We start from the raw sequence: 20012 nt of genomic DNA on the forward strand, positions 1-20012 counted from the left end.
CCATGGACACCGCGATGCTGATCGGCTCGGCCTTCGAGGTCGGAAGCGAGGCTGAGGAAAAGATCCTGAACCCGAAGACCGGGGCCGAGATCCTCGACCTTCCCGAAGCCTCCCTCGGACAGATCGACAAGGCGGTCGACGCCGCCGAGACGGCGTTCGAGGGCTGGTCGCAGACCACGCCGGCCGAACGGTCGAGCTATCTCCTCAAGATCGCCGACGCGATCGAGAAGGATGCGGAAGGCTTCGCGGCGCTCGAGGCGCTAAACTGCGGGAAGCCGATCAACGCCGTGCTGAACGACGAGATGCCGGCGATCGTGGATTGCTGGCGCTTCTTCGCCGCCTCGGTCCGGACGCTCACCTCGCCTGTCGCCGGCGAATACATGGCCGGCCACACCTCGATGATCCGCCGCGACCCGATCGGAGTCGTCGGCTCCATCGCTCCCTGGAACTACCCGCTGATGATGATGGCGTGGAAGCTCGCGCCCGCGCTCGCCGGCGGCAACACTGTGGTGTTCAAGCCCTCGGAGCAGACCCCGCTGACCGCCCTGAAGATGGCGAAGCTGCTGTCCGAGATCCTTCCAGAGGGCGTGATCAACGTCATTCTCGGCCGAGGCGAGACCGTCGGAAACGCGCTGATCAACCACCCGAAGATCGCGATGGTCTCGATCACCGGCGACGTCGCGACCGGAAAGAAGGTCCTCCAGGCCGCCGCAAAGACCGTCAAGCGGACCCATCTGGAGCTCGGCGGCAAGGCGCCGGTCATCGTGTTCGACGACGCCGACCTCGAGGAGGTCGTCTCCGGGCTCAGGGCCTTCAGCTTCTACAACGCCGGGCAGGATTGCACAGCCGCGTGCCGGATCTACGCCGGCCCGAAGATCCACGACCGGCTGGTCGCCGATCTCGCCGCGGCCGCGAGCAGCATCACCTTCAACGATCCCGACGACACGAAGAACGAGATCGGCCCTCTCATTTCGGGCCGGCAGCGCGACCGGGTCGCGAGCTTCGTCGAGCGCGCCGCCGAACTCGACCACATCGAGATCGCGACCGGCGGCAAGGCGTCGGGCGCGGCGGGGTTCTTCTACGAGCCGACCGTGGTCGCCGGCGCCCTCCAGCAGGACGAGATCGTCCGTCGCGAGGTGTTCGGCCCCGTCGTCTCCGTCACGCGCTTCACCGAGACGGAGGACGCGATCGCCTGGGCCAACGACAGCGATTACGGCCTCGCCTCGTCGGTCTGGACCAAGGACGTCGGCAAGGCGATGAAGACCGCGGCGCGGCTGCGCTATGGCTGCACCTGGATCAACACGCATTTCATGCTGGTCAGCGAGATGCCGCATGGCGGCCTGAAGCAGTCCGGCTACGGCAAGGACCTCTCCACTTACGCGCTGGAGGACTACACCGCGGTCCGTCACGTGATGATCAAGCACTGACGGGAGACGCGGAGCGAGCCGCAGCGGAGGCGGCGCCCTTTGCATGACGTTTGACGACGCGGCGCTTGACGGCGCCGCGTCCGCGGGAGGACGCTGAAGAGCGAGGACAGCCCCGGAGGGCGCGTCATGGCCACCGTGATCGGCACCGAGGAGGGCGAGGCGCTCACCTCCGCGGACGGCGTCACCAACGACGCCGACTACATCTACGGCCTCGGGGGCGACGACCACATCCTCGGAGACGGCGGCGGCGACACGATCATCGGCGGCGCCGGCGCGGACACCATGGACGGCGGGGTCGGCGACGACCTCGTCAGCTATGTCCTGTCCACCTCCGTCATCGTTTCGCTGCTCAGCAACGCAAACAACGCCGGCGGCGAGGCCTTCGGCGACGTGCTCATCAGCATCGAGCGTCTCGGCGGTTCGGGCTTCAGCGACATCCTGACCGGCGGCAACCTCTCGAACACGATCGACGGCGGCGGCGGGGACGACCTGATCCGCGACCGCTCCGGCGCGGGCCGCGACGAACTGTTGGGCGGCGCCGGCGACGACACGATCGAGGGCGCAAGCGGCCTGTTTCATGGCGGCGACGGCGACGACGCGATCACGCTGCACGGAGCCGACAGCTTTGAAGGCTACGCCCACGGCGACGCCGGGAACGACACGATCAAGGCCGTCGATCTGGGCGGCTACGACATCAACGGCGGAGAGGGCGACGACCAGCTGTTCGGGGGCGGCGGAGACGACACTCTCTCCGGGGGCGTCGGCGCCGCCACTCTCAGCGGCGGGGCGGGCGACGACAACCTGAACACGGCCGACGGACAGGTCGGCGACTCCATTGAGGGAGGCGACGGGGACGACTACACGCAGTCCGGCGCCGGCGACGACACGGTGCTCGGCGGCGACGGCGCCGACACCTCCTATGGCGCCGCCGGAGCCGACAGCTTCGACGGGGGCGACGGTTTCGACCTGATCGACTACAGCCCGGCCCAGGCCGCCGTCGTCGTAAGCCTCGCGGCCGGAACCGGCTCGGGCGACCAGGCCGAGGGCGATACGCTCGTCAATGTCGAGGCCGTGGCGGGCGGGAGTTTCAACGACCGGCTGACCGGAGACGGACTCGGCAACCGGCTCGCCGGCGGATCCGGCGACGACACGCTGATCGGCGGAGCGGGCGACGACACGCTGGAAGGAAATCTGGGCGCCGACGTGCTGAACGGCGGCGCCGGGGCCGGCGATCTCGTGAGCTACGCCGGCTTCAGCCAGGGCGTGGGCGTCAATCTGGCGACGGGCGCCGTCGGCGGCCCCGCGTCCGGGGACACGTTCTTCGGCGTCGAGGCCGTCGAAGGCACGAATGGTCACGACGATACGCTGATCGGGGACGCGGGCGGCAACCTGCTTCGCGGGCTTTACGGCGACGACGCGCTGCAGGGCGGGGCCGGCCAGGACACCCTTATCGGAGACGGCCAGTCCTTCGTGTTCCCCACGGCCGACACCCTGACCGGGGGCGCCGGCGCGGACATTCTCGACGGCGGCGACGGCTCCGATACGGCGCGTTACGCGGACTCGTCCGCCGGAGTCTCGATCAATCTCTCGGTCGGGTCAGGCGCGGGCGGCGACGCTGCGGGCGACTCGCTGAGGTCGATCGAGAACCTCATAGGCTCGCGCTTCGGAGACACTCTCGTCGGCTCCGACGGCGCCAACCGGTTGAACGGCGTCGCCGGCGCCGACAGGCTCGAGGGCGGCCTCGGCGACGACGTCTATTTCGTGGACGCCGCCGCGGACCGCGCGATCGAGGCGAGCGGCGGAGGGAGCGACGCAGTCTTCAGCTCCGTGAGCTTCTCGCTCGCCGGACAGAACCTCGAGACGCTTACGCTGACGGGCTCAGCGATCCGCGCGACCGGCAACAGCCTCGCCAACGTGATCCGTGGCGGCGCCGCGGCGAACGTGATCGACGGCGCCGGCGGCGCGGACACGATGGCGGGCGGCGCCGGCGACGACGTCTACGTCGTCGACTCCGCAGGCGACGTCGTGGTCGAGGCGAGCGGCGCCGGGATGGACGTCGTCAGCAGCGCGGCGAGCTTCACCTTGCAGGGGTCCTATGTCGAGAATCTGAGGCTGACGGGCTCGACCGCGGTCACCGCGACGGGCAACCTTCTCGCCAACAGGCTGACCGGCAACGCCGCCGACAACGTCCTCAACGGGCTGGCGGGCGCCGATACGATGGCGGGCGGAGGCGGCGACGACCGCTATCATGTCGATTCCGCCGGCGACCTCGTGGTGGAGGCCGGCGGGCGAGGGATCGATCTCGTCTTCAGCTCGGTCTCCTACTCCCTCCGCGACCAGTTCGCGGAGCGCCTCACGCTCACCGGCGCCGCCGCGATCAACGGGACCGGCAACCAGCTTGACAACCGCATCGTCGGCAACGGCGCTGCGAACGTCCTCGGCGGCGGGCTCGGCAAAGACGAGCTGACGGGGGGCGCCGGCGCGGACGCCTTCGTCTTCAACGCCCCGCTGACGGCGGCCAACGCCGACGTCGTGGCGGATTTCGCCTCCGGCGTGGACAAGATCCGGCTGGAGAACGCGATCTTCAAAGGGCTTGCCGCGGGAGCGCTCGGCGTGGGCGTCTTTCACGTCGGCGCGACGGCCCACGACCTCGACGACCGGGTGATGTACGACCGCGCGTCCGGCAGGCTGCTCTTCGACGACGACGGGACGGGCGCCCACGCCGCGAAGCTGGTTGCGACGCTCCAGGGCGCGCCCAGCCTCGCCTACACGGACATCGCCGTGATCTGATCGGGCCGATCGGTCCGTCGGGCCGCCGCGACACGATGGCTTGGTCGGCCTGCTCGCCCCCTCCGCGCCTCCCCGCTGCTTTCGGACATGCCCGCCCAAATTCGCTTTGCCGCATGGCGCATGCGCCCGACGGGACATTGCCGTGCGTCGTCTCAGTCGTGATGCTGCACGCCGAAAGCGCGGGATGGATAACCCGCCGCCGCAGGGAGACGACGACATGCCCAAAGAGATTCCGCACTACGTCGGCGGCGCCGAGACGTCCGGCTCAGGCGACCGCTCGGCGCCGGTGTTCAACCCTGCCACCGGCGAACAGAGCGGCTCGGTCCGGCTTGCGGACAAGGCGACCGTCGACCGCGCGGTCGCGGCGGCCCTTGCGGCGTTTCCCGCCTGGGGCGACGCGCCGCCGTTGAAGCGGGCGCGGATCCTCAACCGCTTCCTCGCCATCGCCGAGGCGCGCACGGACGAACTCGCCGCGGTCATCACCGCCGAGCATGGCAAGGTGCTGTCCGACGCAAAGGGCGAGATCCAGCGTGGCCTCGAAGTCGTCGAGTTCGCGACCGGCGCGCCTCAGATTCTGAAGGGCGAGATCACGGAAAATGTCGGTTCGCGCGTCGACAGCCACTCGCTGCGCCAGCCGCTCGGCGTGGTCGCCGGGATCACCCCGTTCAACTTCCCCGCCATGGTGCCGATGTGGATGTTCCCGATCGCGCTCGCCTGCGGTGACTGCTTCATCCTGAAGCCCTCCGAACGCGATCCCTCGGCCGCCCTGCTGATCGCGGCGTGGCTGAAGGAGGCGGGGCTTCCGGACGGCGTGTTCAACGTCGTGAACGGCGACAAGCAGGCGGTCGACGCGCTGCTTCTCCACCCCGACGTCCAGGCGGTGAGCTTCGTCGGCTCCACCCCGATCGCCCGCTACGTCTACGAGACCGCGACCCGGGCGGGCAAGCGCGCCCAGGCGCTGGGCGGCGCCAAGAACCACATGATCATCATGCCGGACGCCGACATGGACCAGGCGGTCGACGCGCTGATGGGCGCCGCCTACGGCTCGGCGGGAGAGCGCTGCATGGCGATCTCCGTCGCGGTGCCGGTCGGCGAGAAGACCGCCGACGCGCTGGTCGAAAGGCTCGCGCCGAAGGTCCGCGCGCTCAAGGTCGGACCCGGAACCGACCCGGATGCGGAGATGGGCCCGCTGGTCACCGCCCAGCACCGCGACAAGGTGAAGGCCTATGTCGACCACGGCGTCGAGGAAGGCGCGGAGCTCGTCGTCGACGGCCGCGGCCTCTCGCTGCAGGGCTATGAGAACGGCTACTTCCTCGGCGGCACGCTGTTCGACCGCGTGACGCCGGACATGAAGATCTACAAGGAGGAGATCTTCGGGCCCGTGCTCGTCGTGGCGCGCGCGCCGGACTACGCCGAGGCCGCGCGGCTCGTGAACGAGCACGAGTTCGGCAACGGCGCAACGATCTTCACCCGCGACGGCGACGCGGCGCGCGAATTCGCGCACGCCGTCAAGGCCGGCATGGTCGGGATCAACGTGCCGATCCCGGTGCCGATGGCGTTCCACTCCTTCGGCGGCTGGAAGGCGTCCCTGTTCGGCGACCACCACATGCACGGCCCCGAGGGCGTACGCTTCTACACGCGCCTGAAGACCGTCACGACCCGCTGGCCGACCGGCATCCGCGCCGGCGCCGAGTTCGTCATGCCGACGCTCGGATAGGCCGCCGGGCGGAGCCGATGCGCCGCTTGACGGCGCCGGTCGTCCTGCCTACCGTTCGCCCAGGAGCAAAGAGGCTCCCGCCCGGTTGGAGACAGCCCGGCGGGAGCCTCTTTTTTTTCGTGGTGCGCGATGTCTTCGGGTTTCGACGGTGAACGTCCCTTCGTGGTCGGCGCGCTCTATTCGCAGAGCGGGCCCACCGCCTTCGTGGAGCGCACGCAGCTCAACGCCACGCGTCTCGCGATCGAGGAGATCAACGCCGCCGGGGGCGTCGGAGGTCGCGCAGCGGTCTGCGTGACCTATGACGCGCAGTCCGATCCGGCGCGCTTCGCGGCTATCGCCGAGCGGCTGCTCGACGAGGACGGCGCCGACCTGCTGGTCGGCTGCTACATGACAAACACGCGCCAAGCGGTGGTGCCGGTCGTCGAGCGGCGCGGGTCGATCCTCGCTTACGCCGCGCCCTATGAGGGGTTCGAATACTCGCCGAACGTGATCTACGGCGGCGCCGTGCCCAACCAGCACATCCTGCTGCTCGCGCGCCACCTGATCGCCAATGGCGGCAAGCGCGTCTACCTCGTCGGCACCCGCTACACCTTCCCGATCGAATCCAACCGGGTGATGATGACCCTGGTGGCCGAGCAGAAGGGCCAGATCCTCGCCGAACGCTACGTCCCGCTCGAGGCCCAGCGGCGCGAGCTCGACCAGATCGTCCAGGACATCAGGCGCAAGAAGCCGGACGTCGTGTTCTGCACCGTGGTGGGCGAGGCCGCGACCGCGTTCTACGAACTGTGCGCGGAGGCGGGCCTCACCTCCGAGCTGACCATCGCGAGCCTCACGATCACCGAGGCGGAAGTCGCGGCCATGCCGCCGCGGCTGGCGGAAGGCCACCTCACCGCCGCGACCTATTTCCAGTCGATCGACAGCCCGGCGAACAGGCGCTTCGTCCGCAGCTACCAGGCGCGCTTCGGGGTGCATGAGCGCCTGAACGCGATGGCCGAGACCGCCTACAGCGTGACCCATATGGCGCTCGCCGCCGCCGGCCGCGCGCGCTCGGTCGAGCCGCGCGCGATCCGCGCCGAGCTCGCCGCGTCGACTTTCGCCGCGCCCCAGGGCGAGATCCGGCTCGATCCGGAAAACGGTCATTGCTACCTCTGGCCCCGCATCGGCCGCGTGGGCGCGGACGGCCAGTTCCGGATCGTCGAGGAGAGCCCGCAGGCCATCAAGCCCGACCCCTATCTGATCCACCATACGCTCGGCGACTGGGCGCCCGATCCGGCGCCTCCCCTCGCCAAAGCCTCCGGGATCTGACGGCGATGCTGAAGGCCCTCCGCGACCTTCGAAGCGTCCGCGTCGTGGTCTATCACCCGCAGGATCGCGAGCGGGACGAACTCGTCGCCCATATCCGGCGCATCGGCTGCGAGGTCGAGGCGCTGTGGCCGCCGAAGGACGCGATCCCCGCCGACGCCGACGTCGCCTTCATGCTGTTCCGGCAGGATGGCTTCACCCATGTGCTGCTGAAGGGGCTCGCCGAGCGCAGCGCGCATGTCACGCTGATCGGGATCGTCGAGTTCGAAAGCCCCGCGATGATCGAGGCGGTGGCCCGCGCGGGCGCCAGCGCGATCGTCACGAAGCCGATCCGCGCCTTCGGCCTGCTCACCAGTCTCGTCGTCGCGCAAACAATTTCTCTGAAAGAAAAAAACCTGCTTGACAGGGTACGGAAACTTGAAGGAAGGTTGGAGGGCTTCAGGCGGCTTGAAAAGGCCAAGTCGATCCTGATGTCTCGGAAAGGGTTTTCCGAGCAGGAGGCGTATGAGACCATACGCTCTCGCGCAATGTCGGCGCGGGTTACTATGGACGTTGTGTGCGCAACGATCATAGATGCAGATGAATTCATAGGACTCTGAGGCTGCGGCGCGTGTCGCGCCGCCCGTGAGGCCTGTCATATCGACCCGCGCGCGTCATTGATCGCCGCAACCGGGTTCGGCTAAGAGAGCCGCCGCCAGCATGACCGCTGGCGGCGGCTCTTTTCGTTTTCGCGGTCCAGCGCGCTTCGGCGGCGGACTCCAAGGGAGCCAGACATGACCCAGACGACCGAGGAAAACCGCAAGGTGCGCGTGGCCTGCGACGTCGGCGGCACGTTCACCGACATCTGCGTGCTGAGCGAGGCCACCGGCCTCATGCACGTCGCCAAGGTGCCGACGACCCCCGACCCGATCGACGGCGTGCTCGCAGGCATCGAGGCCGGCGGCGTCGACCTCAACGACCTGCTGCTGTTCAAGCACGGCACGACGCTTGCGACCAACGCGCTCATCACGCGCCGCTTCCCGCCCGCGGTGATGGTCACGACCAAGGGTTTCCGCGACACCATCGAGATCCGCCGCGGCAACCGCGACGACCTCTGGGACACCTATAAGGAGATGGCGAAGCCCTACATCCGCCGCAGGGATCGCCTCGTCGTCACCGAGCGCGTCGACTACTCCGGCGCGATCGTGGCGCCGCTCGACGAGGCGGAGGCCGCCGAGCTCGCCCGCGTGATCAAGAAGCGCGGCGTGAAAACGGTTGCGATCTGCTTCGCCAACGCCTTCATGAACCCCGCGAACGAGCGCCGGATGCGCGACGTTCTCGCCGAGGCGCTGCCCGACGCGACGATCTCGATCTCGATCTCGAGCGACATCATGCCCGAGATCTTCGAGCATGAGCGGTTCTCGACCACCGTCGCGAACGCCGTCCTGGCGCCTGTGGTCGGCGGCTACGCCAGCCGCCTCCAGGCGCGCATGAAGGACGGCGGCTACAAGGAGGACGTGCTGCTGCTGCATTCCGGCGGCGGCGTCATGACCGCCAAGATGGCGGAGCAGTACGCGGCGCGTCTCGCGGCCTCGGGGATCGCGGCGGGCGCGATCGCGAGCCGCTTCGTCGCCGAACAGGCCGGGTTCAAGAATTCGATCGGCCTCGACATGGGAGGCACCTCGACCGACGTCTCCCTCTGCGACGACGGCCAGATCCAGATCACCAAGGAATGGTTCGTCGAATACGGCTATCCCATCTGCTTCCCCTCGATCGAGGTGCTGACGATCGGAGCCGGCGGCGGCTCGCTCGCCTGGATGGATGCGGCGAATTCGCTGCGCAACGGGCCGCAATCCGCGGGCTCGACGCCCGGGCCCGCCTGCTACGGCCGCGGCGGCGAGAACCCGACCAATTGCGACGCCAATGTCGTGCTTGGCCGCCTCAGCGCCAGCCTCGCCGGCGGCAAGGTGTCGCTCGACGAGGGCCTCGCGACCGAGGCGATCCGGAAGGGCGTCGCCGAGCCGCTGGACATGTCGGTCGAGGACGCGGCGCTCGCCATCCTCAGGGTCGCGAACGCCAACATGGCGGATGCGGTGCGCCTGCTGTCGATCCGCCGCGGCTATGACCCGCGCGACTTCGCGCTGGTGGCGTTCGGCGGCGCCGGACCGCTCCATGGCGCCGCGCTCGCGAAGGACCTGTCGATCCCCGTCGTGCTTGTGCCGCCGAACCCCGGCGTCACGTCGGCGCTCGGCTGTCTGCTCGTCGACATCCAGCACGACGTCTCGCAGATGTATCTCTCGAAGGCCGCAGACGTGAACGTCGCCGATCTCGAGGAGACGTTCCGCCAGCTCGAGATCGAAGGCCGCGCGCGGCTCGTCACCGAAGGCGTCGCGCCGGAGAACATGGTGTTCCAGCGCAAGATCGACATGCGCTATCTCGGCCAATGGCGGGCGCTGTCGATCAACATCTCAACGCCGGTGACCTCGCTCGACGAGGCGATCGCCTATTTCCACGAGGAGCACGGCCGCGAGCACAACTACTCGCGCCCCGGCGCGCCCGTCGAGATCTACCGCGTCAGCGTGATCGCGACCGGCGTGACTCCGAAGGCCAAGTTCGCGGATTTCGAGCCGGTGGACGCCGAGCCGACGCCGGTCGCAACGCGCCGCGTTCGCTTCGACGAACTGCCCGAAGCCGTCGACGCTCCAGTCTACGACCGCGCCGAACTGAAGGCGGGCATGAAGGTCGCGGGCCCCGCCGTGATCGACCAGCTCGACTCCACCGTGCTGGTGCCGCCGGGCGTCACCGCCGCGGTCGACCGCTCGCTCACCCTCGTCATGCGCATCCCGCAGGCCTGACTTCGGCCCCCGCCCCACACATCATCAGGAGCTGAACCATGTCGGCTAACATGGACCACGGCCTCGACCCCGTGACCTTCGAGGTCCTCAAGAACGCCTACGTCAACATCGTCGATCAGATGGCGGAGCAGATCTTCCGGACCTGCTACTCCTTCGTCATCTGGTCGCGCGACTTCTCGTCCGCGCTGTGCGACGTCAACGGCGACACCATCATGCAGGGCTCGGGCGACATCGCCGCCCATGTCGGCACACTGCACTACACGGCGAAGGCGGTGATCAACGCCTTCAAGGGCGACATCCACCCCGGCGACGTGTTCGTCGTGAACGACGTCTACCAGGGCGGCACGCATTTCAACGACACCCGCATCGTGCGGCCGATGTTCTACAAAGGCGAACTGCTCGGCTTCTCGCAGGCGAACGGCCACTGGGCCGACGTCGGCGGCGCGACGCCGGGCTCTTTCAACGTCAACGCGCTCGACCACATGGCCGAAGGCCTACGCATCACGCCCGTCAGGGTGTGGAGCAAGGGCCAGTGCCTGCACGACGTCTGCAACCTGATCGCGTCCAACACCCGCGCGCCCGGCGACATCATCGGCGACATGGAGGCGCAGTCCGAGGCGACCAAGGTCGCGGAGCAGGAGATCGTGAGGCTGATCGAAAAATACGGGCTCGACGTGATCAAGACGTCGTTCGGGGCCGTGCAGGACTACGTCGAAACGCTGACGCGCCAGCGCGTCGCGGCGCTGCCGGACGGCGTCTGGGAGACGGAGGACTACATCGACCTTGATCCCGGCGTCGGCGAAGGGCTGATCCCCATCCGCGTGCGGATGACGATCAAGGACGACACGGTCCACTACGACCTGTCGAAGTCGCACCCGACCAGCATCCGCTGCTTTCTGAACGCCTGTTTCGGCGGCTCCTTCGCCGCGATCGTGGCCGGCACCAAGATGCAGTTTCCGGAGATCCCGCTGAACTCCGGCTTCTACCGCGTCGTCACCGTCGACCTCGGGCCAGAGGGGTCGGTCGTCAACGCCGCCTGGCCGACGCCGGTCGCGGGGTTCTGCTCGGGTCCGTTCGAGAAGATCATGAACTCGATCTTCGAGCTCTGGGCGGAGGTGATGCCCGAGCGGGCGATGGCCTGCACCTTCAACCTCGACTACCTGCTGATCGGCGGCCAGGACAAGCGCGACGCCTCCGGGGGCCACAAATACTTCATGTGGTACGACTGGATGGTCGGCGGCTGGGGCGCCCGCAATGGCCGTGACGGCTGGGCGGCGACCGGCCCGGTGTTCGGCGTCCAGCTCGGCACCCAGCCCTTCGAGGGCCAGGAGCGGCTCGCGCCCGTGCTCACCACCTGCCACGAGCTTCGGGTGGACTCCGGGGGACCCGGCGAATCCCGCGGCGGCATGGGCGTCGACAAGGGCGTCATCCTCACCAAGGTCGACCGCACCGTGGTGTCCTACTGCTGCGACCGCGAGCGCTCGATCACCTGGGGGCTCTGGGGCGGCCTGCCCTCGATCCCGCACGGCGTGTGGGTCAACCAGGACCTCGAAAACGAGCGCTACCTCGGCTCGATGTTCTCAAATGAGCCGCTTGCGCCGGGCGACGTCGTCAGCCGCCCCTCCGCCGGCGGCGGCGGGCTCGGCGATCCTCTGGAGCGTGACCCTGTCCTCGTCCGAGAGGACGTCGCCGACGGCTACGTCTCGATCGAGCGCGCCGCCAAGGACTACGGGGTGATCGTCCGGGAGGTCGACGCCGACCTCGCGGAGTACGAGGTCGACTATCCCGCCACGCTTGAGAAGCGCACCTACATCCGCGCGAACCGCTCGAAATGGCTGGAGGAGGACCCCGGAGCGATCGCCGCGAAATACCGCGCCGGCGAGCTGGACATGATGGACCTCATCCGCCAGCACGGCGTGATCGTGAACTGGGGATCGGGCGAACTGCTCGAAAAGACCACCGCGCAATTCCGCGCGATGCTCAAGCGCCGCACCGCTCCCTACTGGGTCGGACGGCGGTCGCCTGGGCAGGACGAGACCGTCACGCTCAAGGTGGCCTGACCCGCGCCGAAGGGCGGAGCGGCCGCGCCGCTCCGCCCTTGTCCGCAAAGCGACAAAAAGCACCTTATCTAGACGTTTCGCACATATTCTCATCGAACCCTCGGCCCCGCTTCCACGTCCCGGGGCCGGCGTCGCGGCGGCGGCCGCCATGGCGGCGCGATGGCACGACGCTTGCCGACGATCAGCGGTTCGGCCGTCGGCCGAGCGCCGCGCAGGGGGTAAAGAATGTCGACCGGACACGTCTCGGAACTCTGGCGCTACCCCGTCAAATCGATGTTGGGGGAGCGGGTCGACGCGGCGGATCTCGGCGAGGGCGGATTGCCCGGCGACCGGGGCTTCGCCCTGCTCGACGTCGAAACGGGCAAGATCGCGAGCGCGAAGCGGCCCCAACTCTGGCGGCGCATGCTCGAACTCGCGATCGAGAGCGATGGCGGAAGCGACGTCAATGTCCGCTTTCCGAATGGCGACGCGCACGCCGCCGACGACGGACTGAACGATCTCCTCTCCGATTTCCTCGGACGGCGCGTCCGCTTGCTGAAGACGCGGCAGGACCAGCGGTCGGTCGACCGCTCGCTTCCCGACCAGGTGCTGGAGGGCGGCCTCGACGTGGCGGCCGAGTTCACGGACCTTCCGCTCGCGCAGGCCGCGCCGGTCGGCGGCTTCTTCGATTTCGCGCCCTTCCACGTCCTGACCCGGACGAGCCTCGCCGCGATCCGCGACGCGAGCGGGGACGACAGCGTCGTCGCCGAGCGTTACCGGCCGAACATCGTCGTCGATTGTCCGGACCTGCCGGCCTTCGCGGAAAACGACTGGACCGGCGCCGAGATGCGGATCGGCTCCGACGCCGTGCTGAAGTTCGTGCTGCCGACGCCGCGCTGCGCGATTCCGATGCTGCCGCAAGGGGCGCTGGGACGTTCGCCCGGCGCGCTGACTTCGGTGCTCGCGCTCAACAGGATCGAACTGCCGGATTTCGCGCCTGGGCTCTACCCCTGCCTCGGCGCTTTCGCCGTGCTGACGACTCCGGGACGGGTCGCCATGGGCGACGAGGTCCGCCTCATCACCTGATGATCGTGACGGCGGTCTTCACCGACGCCTTCTCGAAATCCGAGACCAGGATGTCGACCCGGACCGTCCAGCGACCCGGAACGGGAATCGTCACGTCGTCGACGGCCCAGGCGGAACTCGTAACCTTGCGGGCCTGACGCCGCAGCGGCTCCAATTGGCCGAGCGGGTCGAAAAGCACGACCGAGACCTCCTGCGCGGCCAGCGGCGTGGCGTCGACGTTGAGAACGGTGACGGACACGCGCGTCGGGCCGACGCGCGCCGGGCTGAGCGCGAGGTTGGCCATCGCCCGGACGCCGTGGGCGTGGAACTGGAGGCCGTTCACCGTCACGGTCACGGCCTCCATCGTCCGTGGCGGCGGCGTGAAGCGCCACAGGCCGACGACGCAAAGCGCGAGCGCGCCAAGAACGATCTCCGCTGCGATCGACCTGCGCAGGAGCCGCCGCGCCCCGCCGCGGCCGGCATGAACGCGGGGCGCGAGCGCGAACCGATTGAGCGCGCCGAGCAGGAACATCGGCGCGACCAGGGCGAGTTTCGCGAGCAGGACGACGCCGTAGCCGCTGCTCCAGAGCTCGGCGACGGCGCCGAGCTGGACCGCGGCCATCCCGGCGCCGCTGAGAAGCAGCGCCACGGACGTCACGAAGATCGGCCCGGAGTAGCGCGCCAGAGCGACGCGACCTTCGGTGTCGGAGGAGGCCATCGCGTTCAGCAGCGGGAACAGCGAGCCGAGCCAGAACAGCGCTCCGCCGACGTGGAGCGCGATCGCCGGCCGCATCAGCCACGCCGGCGTCGCCACGCTCGCATGGCCGAAGACGACGAAGGCGGCTACGAGCGCGACGGCGGCGACAGCGGCGGCGGCTAGCCCGATCGAAGGTCGCGGCCGACCGACCGCGCAGGTCAGAACCAGGATCGAGGACGCGGCGATCAGCGCCGTCGACGCGCCGAACGCGCCGGACAGGCCGCTTCGCACGTCGGCGAAACCGATCTCAGCGGGCGTCAGGCCGGTGACGTCGAGCGCGTGCGTCCACGACGCCGCGGCGAGGCTCGCCAGGGTCGCGGCGCCGGCCGCCGAGGCCAGCCGCATGTCCCTCCGCGCCCGCGCTGAAAACACCCAGTAGCGGAAGACGACGGCGCCGACGCCGGCGAAGGCGCTGATCAAAAGCGCGACCTGCGCGGCCCAGCCGGGAAGGCGGTAGGTGCTCCAGGCGAGCTCCTGCGCCGGCGCCCCCGCCGCCTCGCCCCCGATCGTGAAGGTCAGCGCCCCGCCCACGGGATGGCCGTCGGCGGACGACACACGCCAGTTCAGGATCGCGGTCCCGGCTTCGGCCCCGAGCGGCAGGCCGACCACCACCGCGCCGTCCTCGATCCGGGCGTCGCCGAGCCGGACGATCTCGCCGTCCGGCCGCAGCAGGCGAAACGCGAGCGGCGCGACGGGTTCGCTGAACCGCAGCACGGCGCGCGCCGGCGGCGCGCCGAGAACCTGGCCGTCGGAGGGCTCCGCGACCGTCAGGACGGCGTGCGCTTCGGCGTCCACAGGAAGCAGAAGGCAGGCGAGGCCGAGGGCCGCCGCCAGACACAGGCGGACGACCTTCGTAATCAAGGCCTCGGCGCGACCAGCAGGCTCGGGGCCGGGCTGTCCCCGTCCTCGGACGGATCGATCCAGCGCAGCACGCCTTTTTCGCATTCCTGCACCACGGGGAAGAAGATCCGCTCGCCGGCTTTCGCGTCGTCGGAGACGCTGGCGTCGAGCGTGAACGCGCCATGGCCGTGGGGATCGAGCCGGCCGCTCCACACGGTCTCCACCACGCCTTCGGAGACCGTCCTGCGAGCGATCGTGACGGGCGCGTCGTAGACGCCGATCTTGGTCTCGACCGTCCACCCGGTCGGCGGCTCGGCTTTGGTCACCACCACGCCGGCCGGCGTCCGCACCCGCAGCCGCACGGTGGGCGAACCGCTGCATCCGTGCCCGACGACCAGGGTCGCCCGGAAGACCTCGCCCGGTGCGGCGGCTTTCTCCTTGAACTCGACATGAGCCGCGGCAGGCGTCGCAGCCGCGACGAACAGGAGCGCGACCAGGCGGCGGCGTAACGTTCGCATCAGACGGACTCCAGACATCATTGTCGCATGCGTCACGCTGCGGCGGAAATCTTCGGACGGCGCCGGCCCGTGGGCGCCAGCAAGCGCGGCAGCGCCTCGGCCAGGGCGGCGGCGAGCCCGCCGGCGTCGTCGATCCTGACGGCGTGAGGATAGAGGCGCTCGACGTCGTAGCCGATGCCGATCGCGAACAGTTCGACCGACCGGCGTCGCTCGATCTCGGCGATGACGGCGCGAAGATGCGCCTCCAGCACGTTGCCGGGATAGTGCGACAGCGACAGGGTGGTCTCCTCGCTCGGCGCGCCGTCCGAGATCATGATGAGGATGCGTCGTCGCTCGGGCCGGCGCATCAAACGGCGGCAGGCCCATTCCAGAGCCTCGCCGTCGACGTTCTCCTTGTGCAGCCCCCGCGCCGCGATGAGCTTCAGATTGCGGCGGAGCTCACGAACGGGCGCGTCGGCGCTTTTGTAGACGATGTGCAGCAATTCGCTGACGCGCCCGGGATCGACGGGATGGCCCGCCTCGATCCAGGCGTCTCGGGCGCGCCCCCCGCGCCAGCTCTGGGTCGTGAAGCCGAGCGCCTCCACCCGCACGCCGCAGCTCTCCACCGCCTGGGCGATCAGCTCGGTGGACTGGGCGACGATCTTCAGCGGCTCGCCGCGCATCGAGCTCGAATTGTCGATGAGCAGCGTCACGACCGTGTCGGTGAAGGGCTCGTCCTTGGGTTGCCGGAAGACGCGGCCCGAGCCCGGGTCGGTGACGACGCGCGCAAGACGCCGGGGATCGAGCAGACCTTCGGTGAGGTCAGGGACCCAGCCGCGCGGCTGTTGCGCCATCAGCGCCGTCCGGAGACGCGCCGCGAGCCGCGCGGCCTCCGTCCGGCGCTGGGCGACGGCTTCTCGGTCGTCGTCATCCGCGTTGAGCATGGGTTGCTCGGCGAGCAGGACGGAGGCGGCGGCCGTGCGATCGAAGGCGCGGGTGAAGACGCGGTAGGCCGGCGGCCCGCCCGCGCCCTCCTTGACGGAACGCCGGGCGGAGTGCGGGGCGTCCTCGTCGGCCGCCTGGGGCGAGGAGGCGCCCTCCTCTCCACCGCGCATGCGCGAGACCTCCGGCGTCCCGACAAGCGGCGCATCGCCCGAGGCCTCTTCGGTCGCCGATTTGAGCCCGCTCGCCTCGCCCTCGGAGCGCTGGTCGCCCTGCACCGGCCCGGGGTCGCTGTCGCCGCGCGCCTCGACCTCCCCGGCGGCCTCGCCCGGCTGGACGGAGGCCTGCTCCGCAGGAAGCCTGCGCGCGAGCTGCAGCGCGACGTCGGCGAAGTCCCGCTGGCGCGTCAGGCGCTCGCTCAGTCGTCCGAGGAAAGGAGCGAGCGCCGCCGAAAGCGGCGCGCGCCGGGCCTCGACGAAGACGAAGCTGCGGTCGGGAGCGAGCGTCGGCGCGAGCGCCTCCCGCACCAGGATGGCGAGCGCCTCGGCCTGCAGAACCGCCGCCGGCCCGTGGGTGTAGTGCGGCTTGAGGCAGCGCTCGTCGAGGGCCGCGGCGAGATTGGGCGCCACGCCCTTGAAGACGCGGGCGCCAAGCGTCTCGACCCGGACGCGCTCGAGCGCGTCGACGACGAGCCGGAGGTCGGGCGGACACGCCATCGGACAGGGCTGGTGGTGGGCGCGAAACAGCCCGACGAGGTCCGTTTCGCCCCGCAGCGCCGCATAGGCCGCCGCGCTCATGCCCGGCGGACGGCGCGTCGCGCGCCCCGCGACGGGATCGGGCTCCTGCTCGGCGGCGCCGAACGTCAGAGCCACGTCGTCGCGACCGGCGATCGCGCGGGCGCAGACGCCGAGCGCGTCCTCGAGCGCGCTGCCTTCGAGTCGCGCGCCCTTCGTATGGTCCTGCGTGATCGTTCCGCGCACCGCGGGATTGTCCGCCGGCGCGCTCATGCCGCGACGCCGTCGCCCAGCCGCCCTGCGAGCTCACGCCCGAAGCAGCGCTGAAAGAACTCGCGGACCGTCGCGTGCTCGGACCGGTCGCAGCGGTTGAACAGCGTGACGCGGAAGCCGAAGTCGAGGTCGCCGAGGATGCGCGCGTTCTCCGCCCAGGCGACGAGCGTGCGCGTGCTCATGAGCACCCCGAGGTCGCCGTTCGCGAAGGCGGCGCGGGTCAGCCCGGCGAGGCGCACCATGGCGGACGCGGTCTCCTCGCCGTCCGGCGTGCGCAGCCACGGGGCCTTGGCGAGGACGATCCCGACCTCCTTGTCATGCGGCAGGTAGTCCAGCGTGACGATGACGTTCCAGCGGTCCATCTGGCCCTGGTTCATCTGCTGGGTGCCCTGGTAGAGCCCGCTGGCGTCGCCCAGCCCCACCGTGTTGGCGGTCGCGAACAGCCGGAAGAACGGGTGCGGCTCGATCACCCGGTTCTCGTCGAGAAGAGTGAGCCGTCCCTCGGCCTCCAGCACGCGCTGGATCACGAACATCACGTCGGGACGTCCGGCGTCGTACTCGTCGAACACCAGCACGCAGGGCCGCTGTAGCGCCCAGGGCAGGACGCCTTCCCGAAACTCGGTCACCTGCTTGCCGTCCCGGAGCACGATGGCGTCGCGGCCGACGAGATCGATGCGCCCGACATGGCTGTCGAGATTGACCCGGAGACACGGCCAGTTCAGCCGGGCCGCCACCTGCTCGATGTGCGTGGACTTTCCGGTGCCGTGGAAGCCCGTGATCATCACGCGGCGGTTGTGCGTGAAGCCGGCGAGGATCGAGAGCGTCGTCTCGGGATCGAACAGATAGGCCTCGTCGATCGCCGGGACGTGCGCGCCGCGCTCGGAGAACACGGGGACCATCAGGTCGCTGTCGAGGCCGAACAGCTCCCGCGCCGACGCCTCGCCGTCGGGTCGGTCCAGGCCGGTCGCGCGCGCTGCGCCCGTCACGTCAGGTCAACGCCCCGCCACGGGCCCGGTCGTCGGCCGGAACAGCAGGCCGATCGCGCCGTAATGGCCCTGAGAAACCTGGCCGCCGCCGAGATAGAAGGTGAACTCGGCCGCGCGGTCGCCCGCTTCCAGGCTGCACATCTGGACGACGAAGTACTCGACCTCCTTGCCCGACAACCGGGCCGGCATGAGAGGCTCGCCGACCATGCGGAGCCGGAACCACTGCGCCCAACCATGGGCCGCGTCCTCGCAGGCGCCCCTGCCCGGCTCGGCCGAGACGACGCCGTCGCCGACGCCGCCGACCGCCTGAAGGCTGCGCACCTCGAAGGGGCTGGTAGCCCGCGCGTTGTTGTTAACCTTCACAAGGAAGGTCCGCCATTTCAGGCGTTCGATCGGACGGTCGGCGGGATCGCTGGTCGCCGAGGTGATGCTGAACCACGCCTCGTCGTTGATGTCGACGAGCGCCAACGCGTAGCGATCGAGAACCTTCTGCGTCTCGCCGAGCGCGAGGCCGTCCGGCATGTCCTTCGTGGCCGCCAGGGCCTCGCGGTCGGCGGCCGGCACGTCGACCCCCGCCTGCTCGAGAGTCTTCAGCACCTCCGCGACATTGGCGTCGAGGCGCTCGCGCGCCGGCTTCGCCTGCCGGGCGACGATGATCGGGAGCGCTGGGGCGCGAACGCCCTCAGGCTCGCGCGCCTGGGCTACGCCCAAGGGAGCGGCCAAAGCGAGCAGCGCCACGGCGGCGGCCGGGCCCAGCTGGCCGAGCGTGGCGATCATCCGCGTCGCAAGATCGGTCAATGCTCGTGATCCTCGAAGGCGAAGCCGAGATGGGCGTGGTAGTGCACGATCTGCCACTGGCCCGCCTCCTTGCGCAGCAGGTAGGTGGTCAGCACGTTGTGGAAGTGCTGCACGAGGTCGGGCTGCGCCTTGAAGGCGATGTGGTACTGGCTGTGTTCCGTGATCCAGGCGACGGAGCCGGACTCGCTCACCACCACCTTGAGCGGCTCGATCGTCAGCGCCTCGACGTCGGCGAAGGTCTTCTTCCAGCTCGCGACGACGTTCTCCGGCCCGAGAAACGGGATCGGGCTCATCGGCTGCATCGCCGAGCCGTCCTTTTCGGACGACAGAAGCCCGAACATTGCGCCGAGGTCCTTGGCGGAGAAGGCCGCGACGAAGCGCTCATGCGCCTGCCAGGCGGGGCTGTCCGTCGGCGCCGGCCGCGTCGGCGCGGCGACCATGGTGGCGGGATCTTCGGCCTGCGGGCGGAAGCCCGGATAGTGCCCGTGATAGTGGACCAGCCTCCAGGCGCTGTCCTTGAGCCTGTAGATCTCGGTCGTCAGCATCCGATCGAGCAGGACGAACTGGCCGGTCTGGGTCTGGATCGCCTCGAAGCGCACCGCGCTCAGAACCCAGGCGACGTCGCCCTCGCGGTTGGTCCGCAAGGTTCGGACGTCGATCTTGATGTCGCGGTTGTGGGAGAACGAGCGGCGGAAGCTCTCCTGGATGTTGGACCAGCTCACCGAGATCGTCGACGAGGCCGGAAACGCCGCCGAGATCGTGTCGTCGGCGGTGTCCCAGACCAGACTGACGCGCCACAGGTCCCGCTTCTCATAGGCCCGCCAGAACTCCGCATGCGCGGCGGTCACGGCCTCGACGTCCGGGACAGGGACGGCCGCCAGCGGAGTCTCCGCTCGGAGAGGCGCGACGACGCCGAACAGCGGCGCCGCGAGCACGCACAGCAGCGTCGCGAAGTGACGAAAAGTCATGGGACCACCTTGTCTGGCGGCTGCCCGGGCGCGGCGACATCCG

General features: G+C 69.6%; 14 protein-coding genes. 8 read left to right on the plus strand and 6 right to left on the minus strand.

From position 1 onward, the window contains the following. Positions 1-2: 2 nt before the first annotated feature. The 8 genes from ACO2RJ_RS17170 to ACO2RJ_RS17205 all read left to right on the plus strand — a co-directional run bounded on the left by ACO2RJ_RS17170 (position 3) and on the right by ACO2RJ_RS17205 (position 13195). Entirely contained in the window at positions 3-1427 is a 1425-nt protein-coding gene (locus tag ACO2RJ_RS17170) for a gamma-aminobutyraldehyde dehydrogenase (protein WP_423269342.1), read from the plus strand. A 126-nt stretch (positions 1428-1553) separates the two neighbouring features. Beyond that, a complete protein-coding gene (locus ACO2RJ_RS17175; RefSeq protein ID WP_423269343.1) occupies positions 1554-4217 on the plus strand; it encodes a beta strand repeat-containing protein in 2664 nt (887 codons plus the stop codon). A gap of 217 nt (positions 4218-4434) precedes the next feature. Next, positions 4435-5934, plus strand: coding sequence for a CoA-acylating methylmalonate-semialdehyde dehydrogenase (locus ACO2RJ_RS17180; RefSeq protein WP_423269344.1), 1500 nt, complete (start codon positions 4435-4437; stop codon positions 5932-5934). 129 nt (positions 5935-6063) lie between these two features. Continuing rightward, positions 6064-7239: a transporter substrate-binding domain-containing protein gene (locus tag ACO2RJ_RS17185; RefSeq protein ID WP_423269345.1), complete on the plus strand. Its 1176-nt coding sequence runs from the start codon at positions 6064-6066 to the stop codon at positions 7237-7239. A gap of 44 nt (positions 7240-7283) precedes the next feature. Next, positions 7284-7835 carry an ANTAR domain-containing response regulator gene (locus ACO2RJ_RS17190; RefSeq protein ID WP_423269346.1) on the plus strand — a complete coding sequence of 184 codons (552 nt, stop codon included), beginning with the start codon at positions 7284-7286 and terminating at the stop codon, positions 7833-7835. Positions 7836-8009: 174 nt separating this feature from the next. Then, on the plus strand, positions 8010-10070 hold the full coding sequence (locus ACO2RJ_RS17195; RefSeq protein WP_423269347.1) for a hydantoinase/oxoprolinase family protein: 2061 nt from the start codon (positions 8010-8012) through the stop codon (positions 10068-10070). Positions 10071-10108: 38 nt separating this feature from the next. Then, on the plus strand, positions 10109-12130 hold the full coding sequence (locus tag ACO2RJ_RS17200) for a hydantoinase B/oxoprolinase family protein (RefSeq protein ID WP_423269348.1): 2022 nt from the start codon (positions 10109-10111) through the stop codon (positions 12128-12130). 225 nt (positions 12131-12355) lie between these two features. Then, positions 12356-13195, plus strand: a complete 840-nt coding sequence (locus ACO2RJ_RS17205) for an MOSC domain-containing protein (RefSeq protein WP_423269349.1) — start codon at positions 12356-12358, stop codon at positions 13193-13195. Here ACO2RJ_RS17205 and ACO2RJ_RS17210 read toward each other — a convergent pair. From ACO2RJ_RS17210 to ACO2RJ_RS17235, 6 genes are read right to left on the minus strand one after another with little or no spacing between them, the layout of a single operon-like run. Then, on the minus strand, positions 13188-14792 hold the full coding sequence (locus tag ACO2RJ_RS17210) for a copper resistance CopC/CopD family protein (protein WP_423269350.1): 1605 nt from the start codon (positions 14790-14792) through the stop codon (positions 13188-13190). The genes ACO2RJ_RS17205 and ACO2RJ_RS17210 overlap by 8 nt on opposite strands. Further along, positions 14789-15289, minus strand: coding sequence for a YcnI family protein (locus tag ACO2RJ_RS17215; protein ID WP_423269351.1), 501 nt, complete (start codon positions 15287-15289; stop codon positions 14789-14791). Before ACO2RJ_RS17215 ends, ACO2RJ_RS17210 begins: the two co-directional genes overlap by 4 nt. Positions 15290-15321: 32 nt before the next feature. Next, positions 15322-17217, minus strand: a complete 1896-nt coding sequence (locus ACO2RJ_RS17220; protein WP_423269352.1) for a cobaltochelatase CobT-related protein — start codon at positions 17215-17217, stop codon at positions 15322-15324. After that, the gene (locus ACO2RJ_RS17225; RefSeq protein ID WP_423269353.1) at positions 17214-18203 is read right to left on the minus strand and encodes an AAA family ATPase; all 990 of its coding nucleotides are present in this window, start codon (positions 18201-18203) and stop codon (positions 17214-17216) included. Before ACO2RJ_RS17225 ends, ACO2RJ_RS17220 begins: the two co-directional genes overlap by 4 nt. A 6-nt stretch (positions 18204-18209) precedes the next feature. Next, on the minus strand, positions 18210-19001 hold the full coding sequence (locus ACO2RJ_RS17230) for a hypothetical protein (protein WP_423269354.1): 792 nt from the start codon (positions 18999-19001) through the stop codon (positions 18210-18212). After that, on the minus strand, positions 18998-19969 hold the full coding sequence (locus ACO2RJ_RS17235) for a nuclear transport factor 2 family protein (protein WP_423269355.1): 972 nt from the start codon (positions 19967-19969) through the stop codon (positions 18998-19000). Before ACO2RJ_RS17235 ends, ACO2RJ_RS17230 begins: the two co-directional genes overlap by 4 nt. Between the last annotated feature and the right edge of the window lie 43 nt (positions 19970-20012).

It is taken from the genome of Hansschlegelia sp. KR7-227 (assembly GCF_049446035.1).
GTDB lineage: Bacteria > Pseudomonadota > Alphaproteobacteria > Rhizobiales > Methylopilaceae > Methylopila.

What these genes read in the sequence shown, in the direction of transcription:
- ACO2RJ_RS17170 (WP_423269342.1), top strand. Translation starts at nt 3, where the DNA reads ATGGACACCGCGATGCTGATCGGCTCGGCCTTCGAGGTCGGAAGCGAG.
- ACO2RJ_RS17220 (WP_423269352.1), bottom strand. Translation starts at nt 17,217, where the DNA reads ATGAGCGCGCCGGCGGACAATCCCGCGGTGCGCGGAACGATCACGCAG.
- ACO2RJ_RS17185 (WP_423269345.1), top strand. Translation starts at nt 6,064, where the DNA reads ATGTCTTCGGGTTTCGACGGTGAACGTCCCTTCGTGGTCGGCGCGCTC.
- ACO2RJ_RS17200 (WP_423269348.1), top strand. Translation starts at nt 10,109, where the DNA reads ATGTCGGCTAACATGGACCACGGCCTCGACCCCGTGACCTTCGAGGTC.
- ACO2RJ_RS17235 (WP_423269355.1), bottom strand. Translation starts at nt 19,969, where the DNA reads ATGACTTTTCGTCACTTCGCGACGCTGCTGTGCGTGCTCGCGGCGCCG.
- ACO2RJ_RS17175 (WP_423269343.1), top strand. Translation starts at nt 1,554, where the DNA reads ATGGCCACCGTGATCGGCACCGAGGAGGGCGAGGCGCTCACCTCCGCG.
- ACO2RJ_RS17195 (WP_423269347.1), top strand. Translation starts at nt 8,010, where the DNA reads ATGACCCAGACGACCGAGGAAAACCGCAAGGTGCGCGTGGCCTGCGAC.
- ACO2RJ_RS17205 (WP_423269349.1), top strand. Translation starts at nt 12,356, where the DNA reads ATGTCGACCGGACACGTCTCGGAACTCTGGCGCTACCCCGTCAAATCG.
- ACO2RJ_RS17215 (WP_423269351.1), bottom strand. Translation starts at nt 15,289, where the DNA reads ATGCGAACGTTACGCCGCCGCCTGGTCGCGCTCCTGTTCGTCGCGGCT.
- ACO2RJ_RS17180 (WP_423269344.1), top strand. Translation starts at nt 4,435, where the DNA reads ATGCCCAAAGAGATTCCGCACTACGTCGGCGGCGCCGAGACGTCCGGC.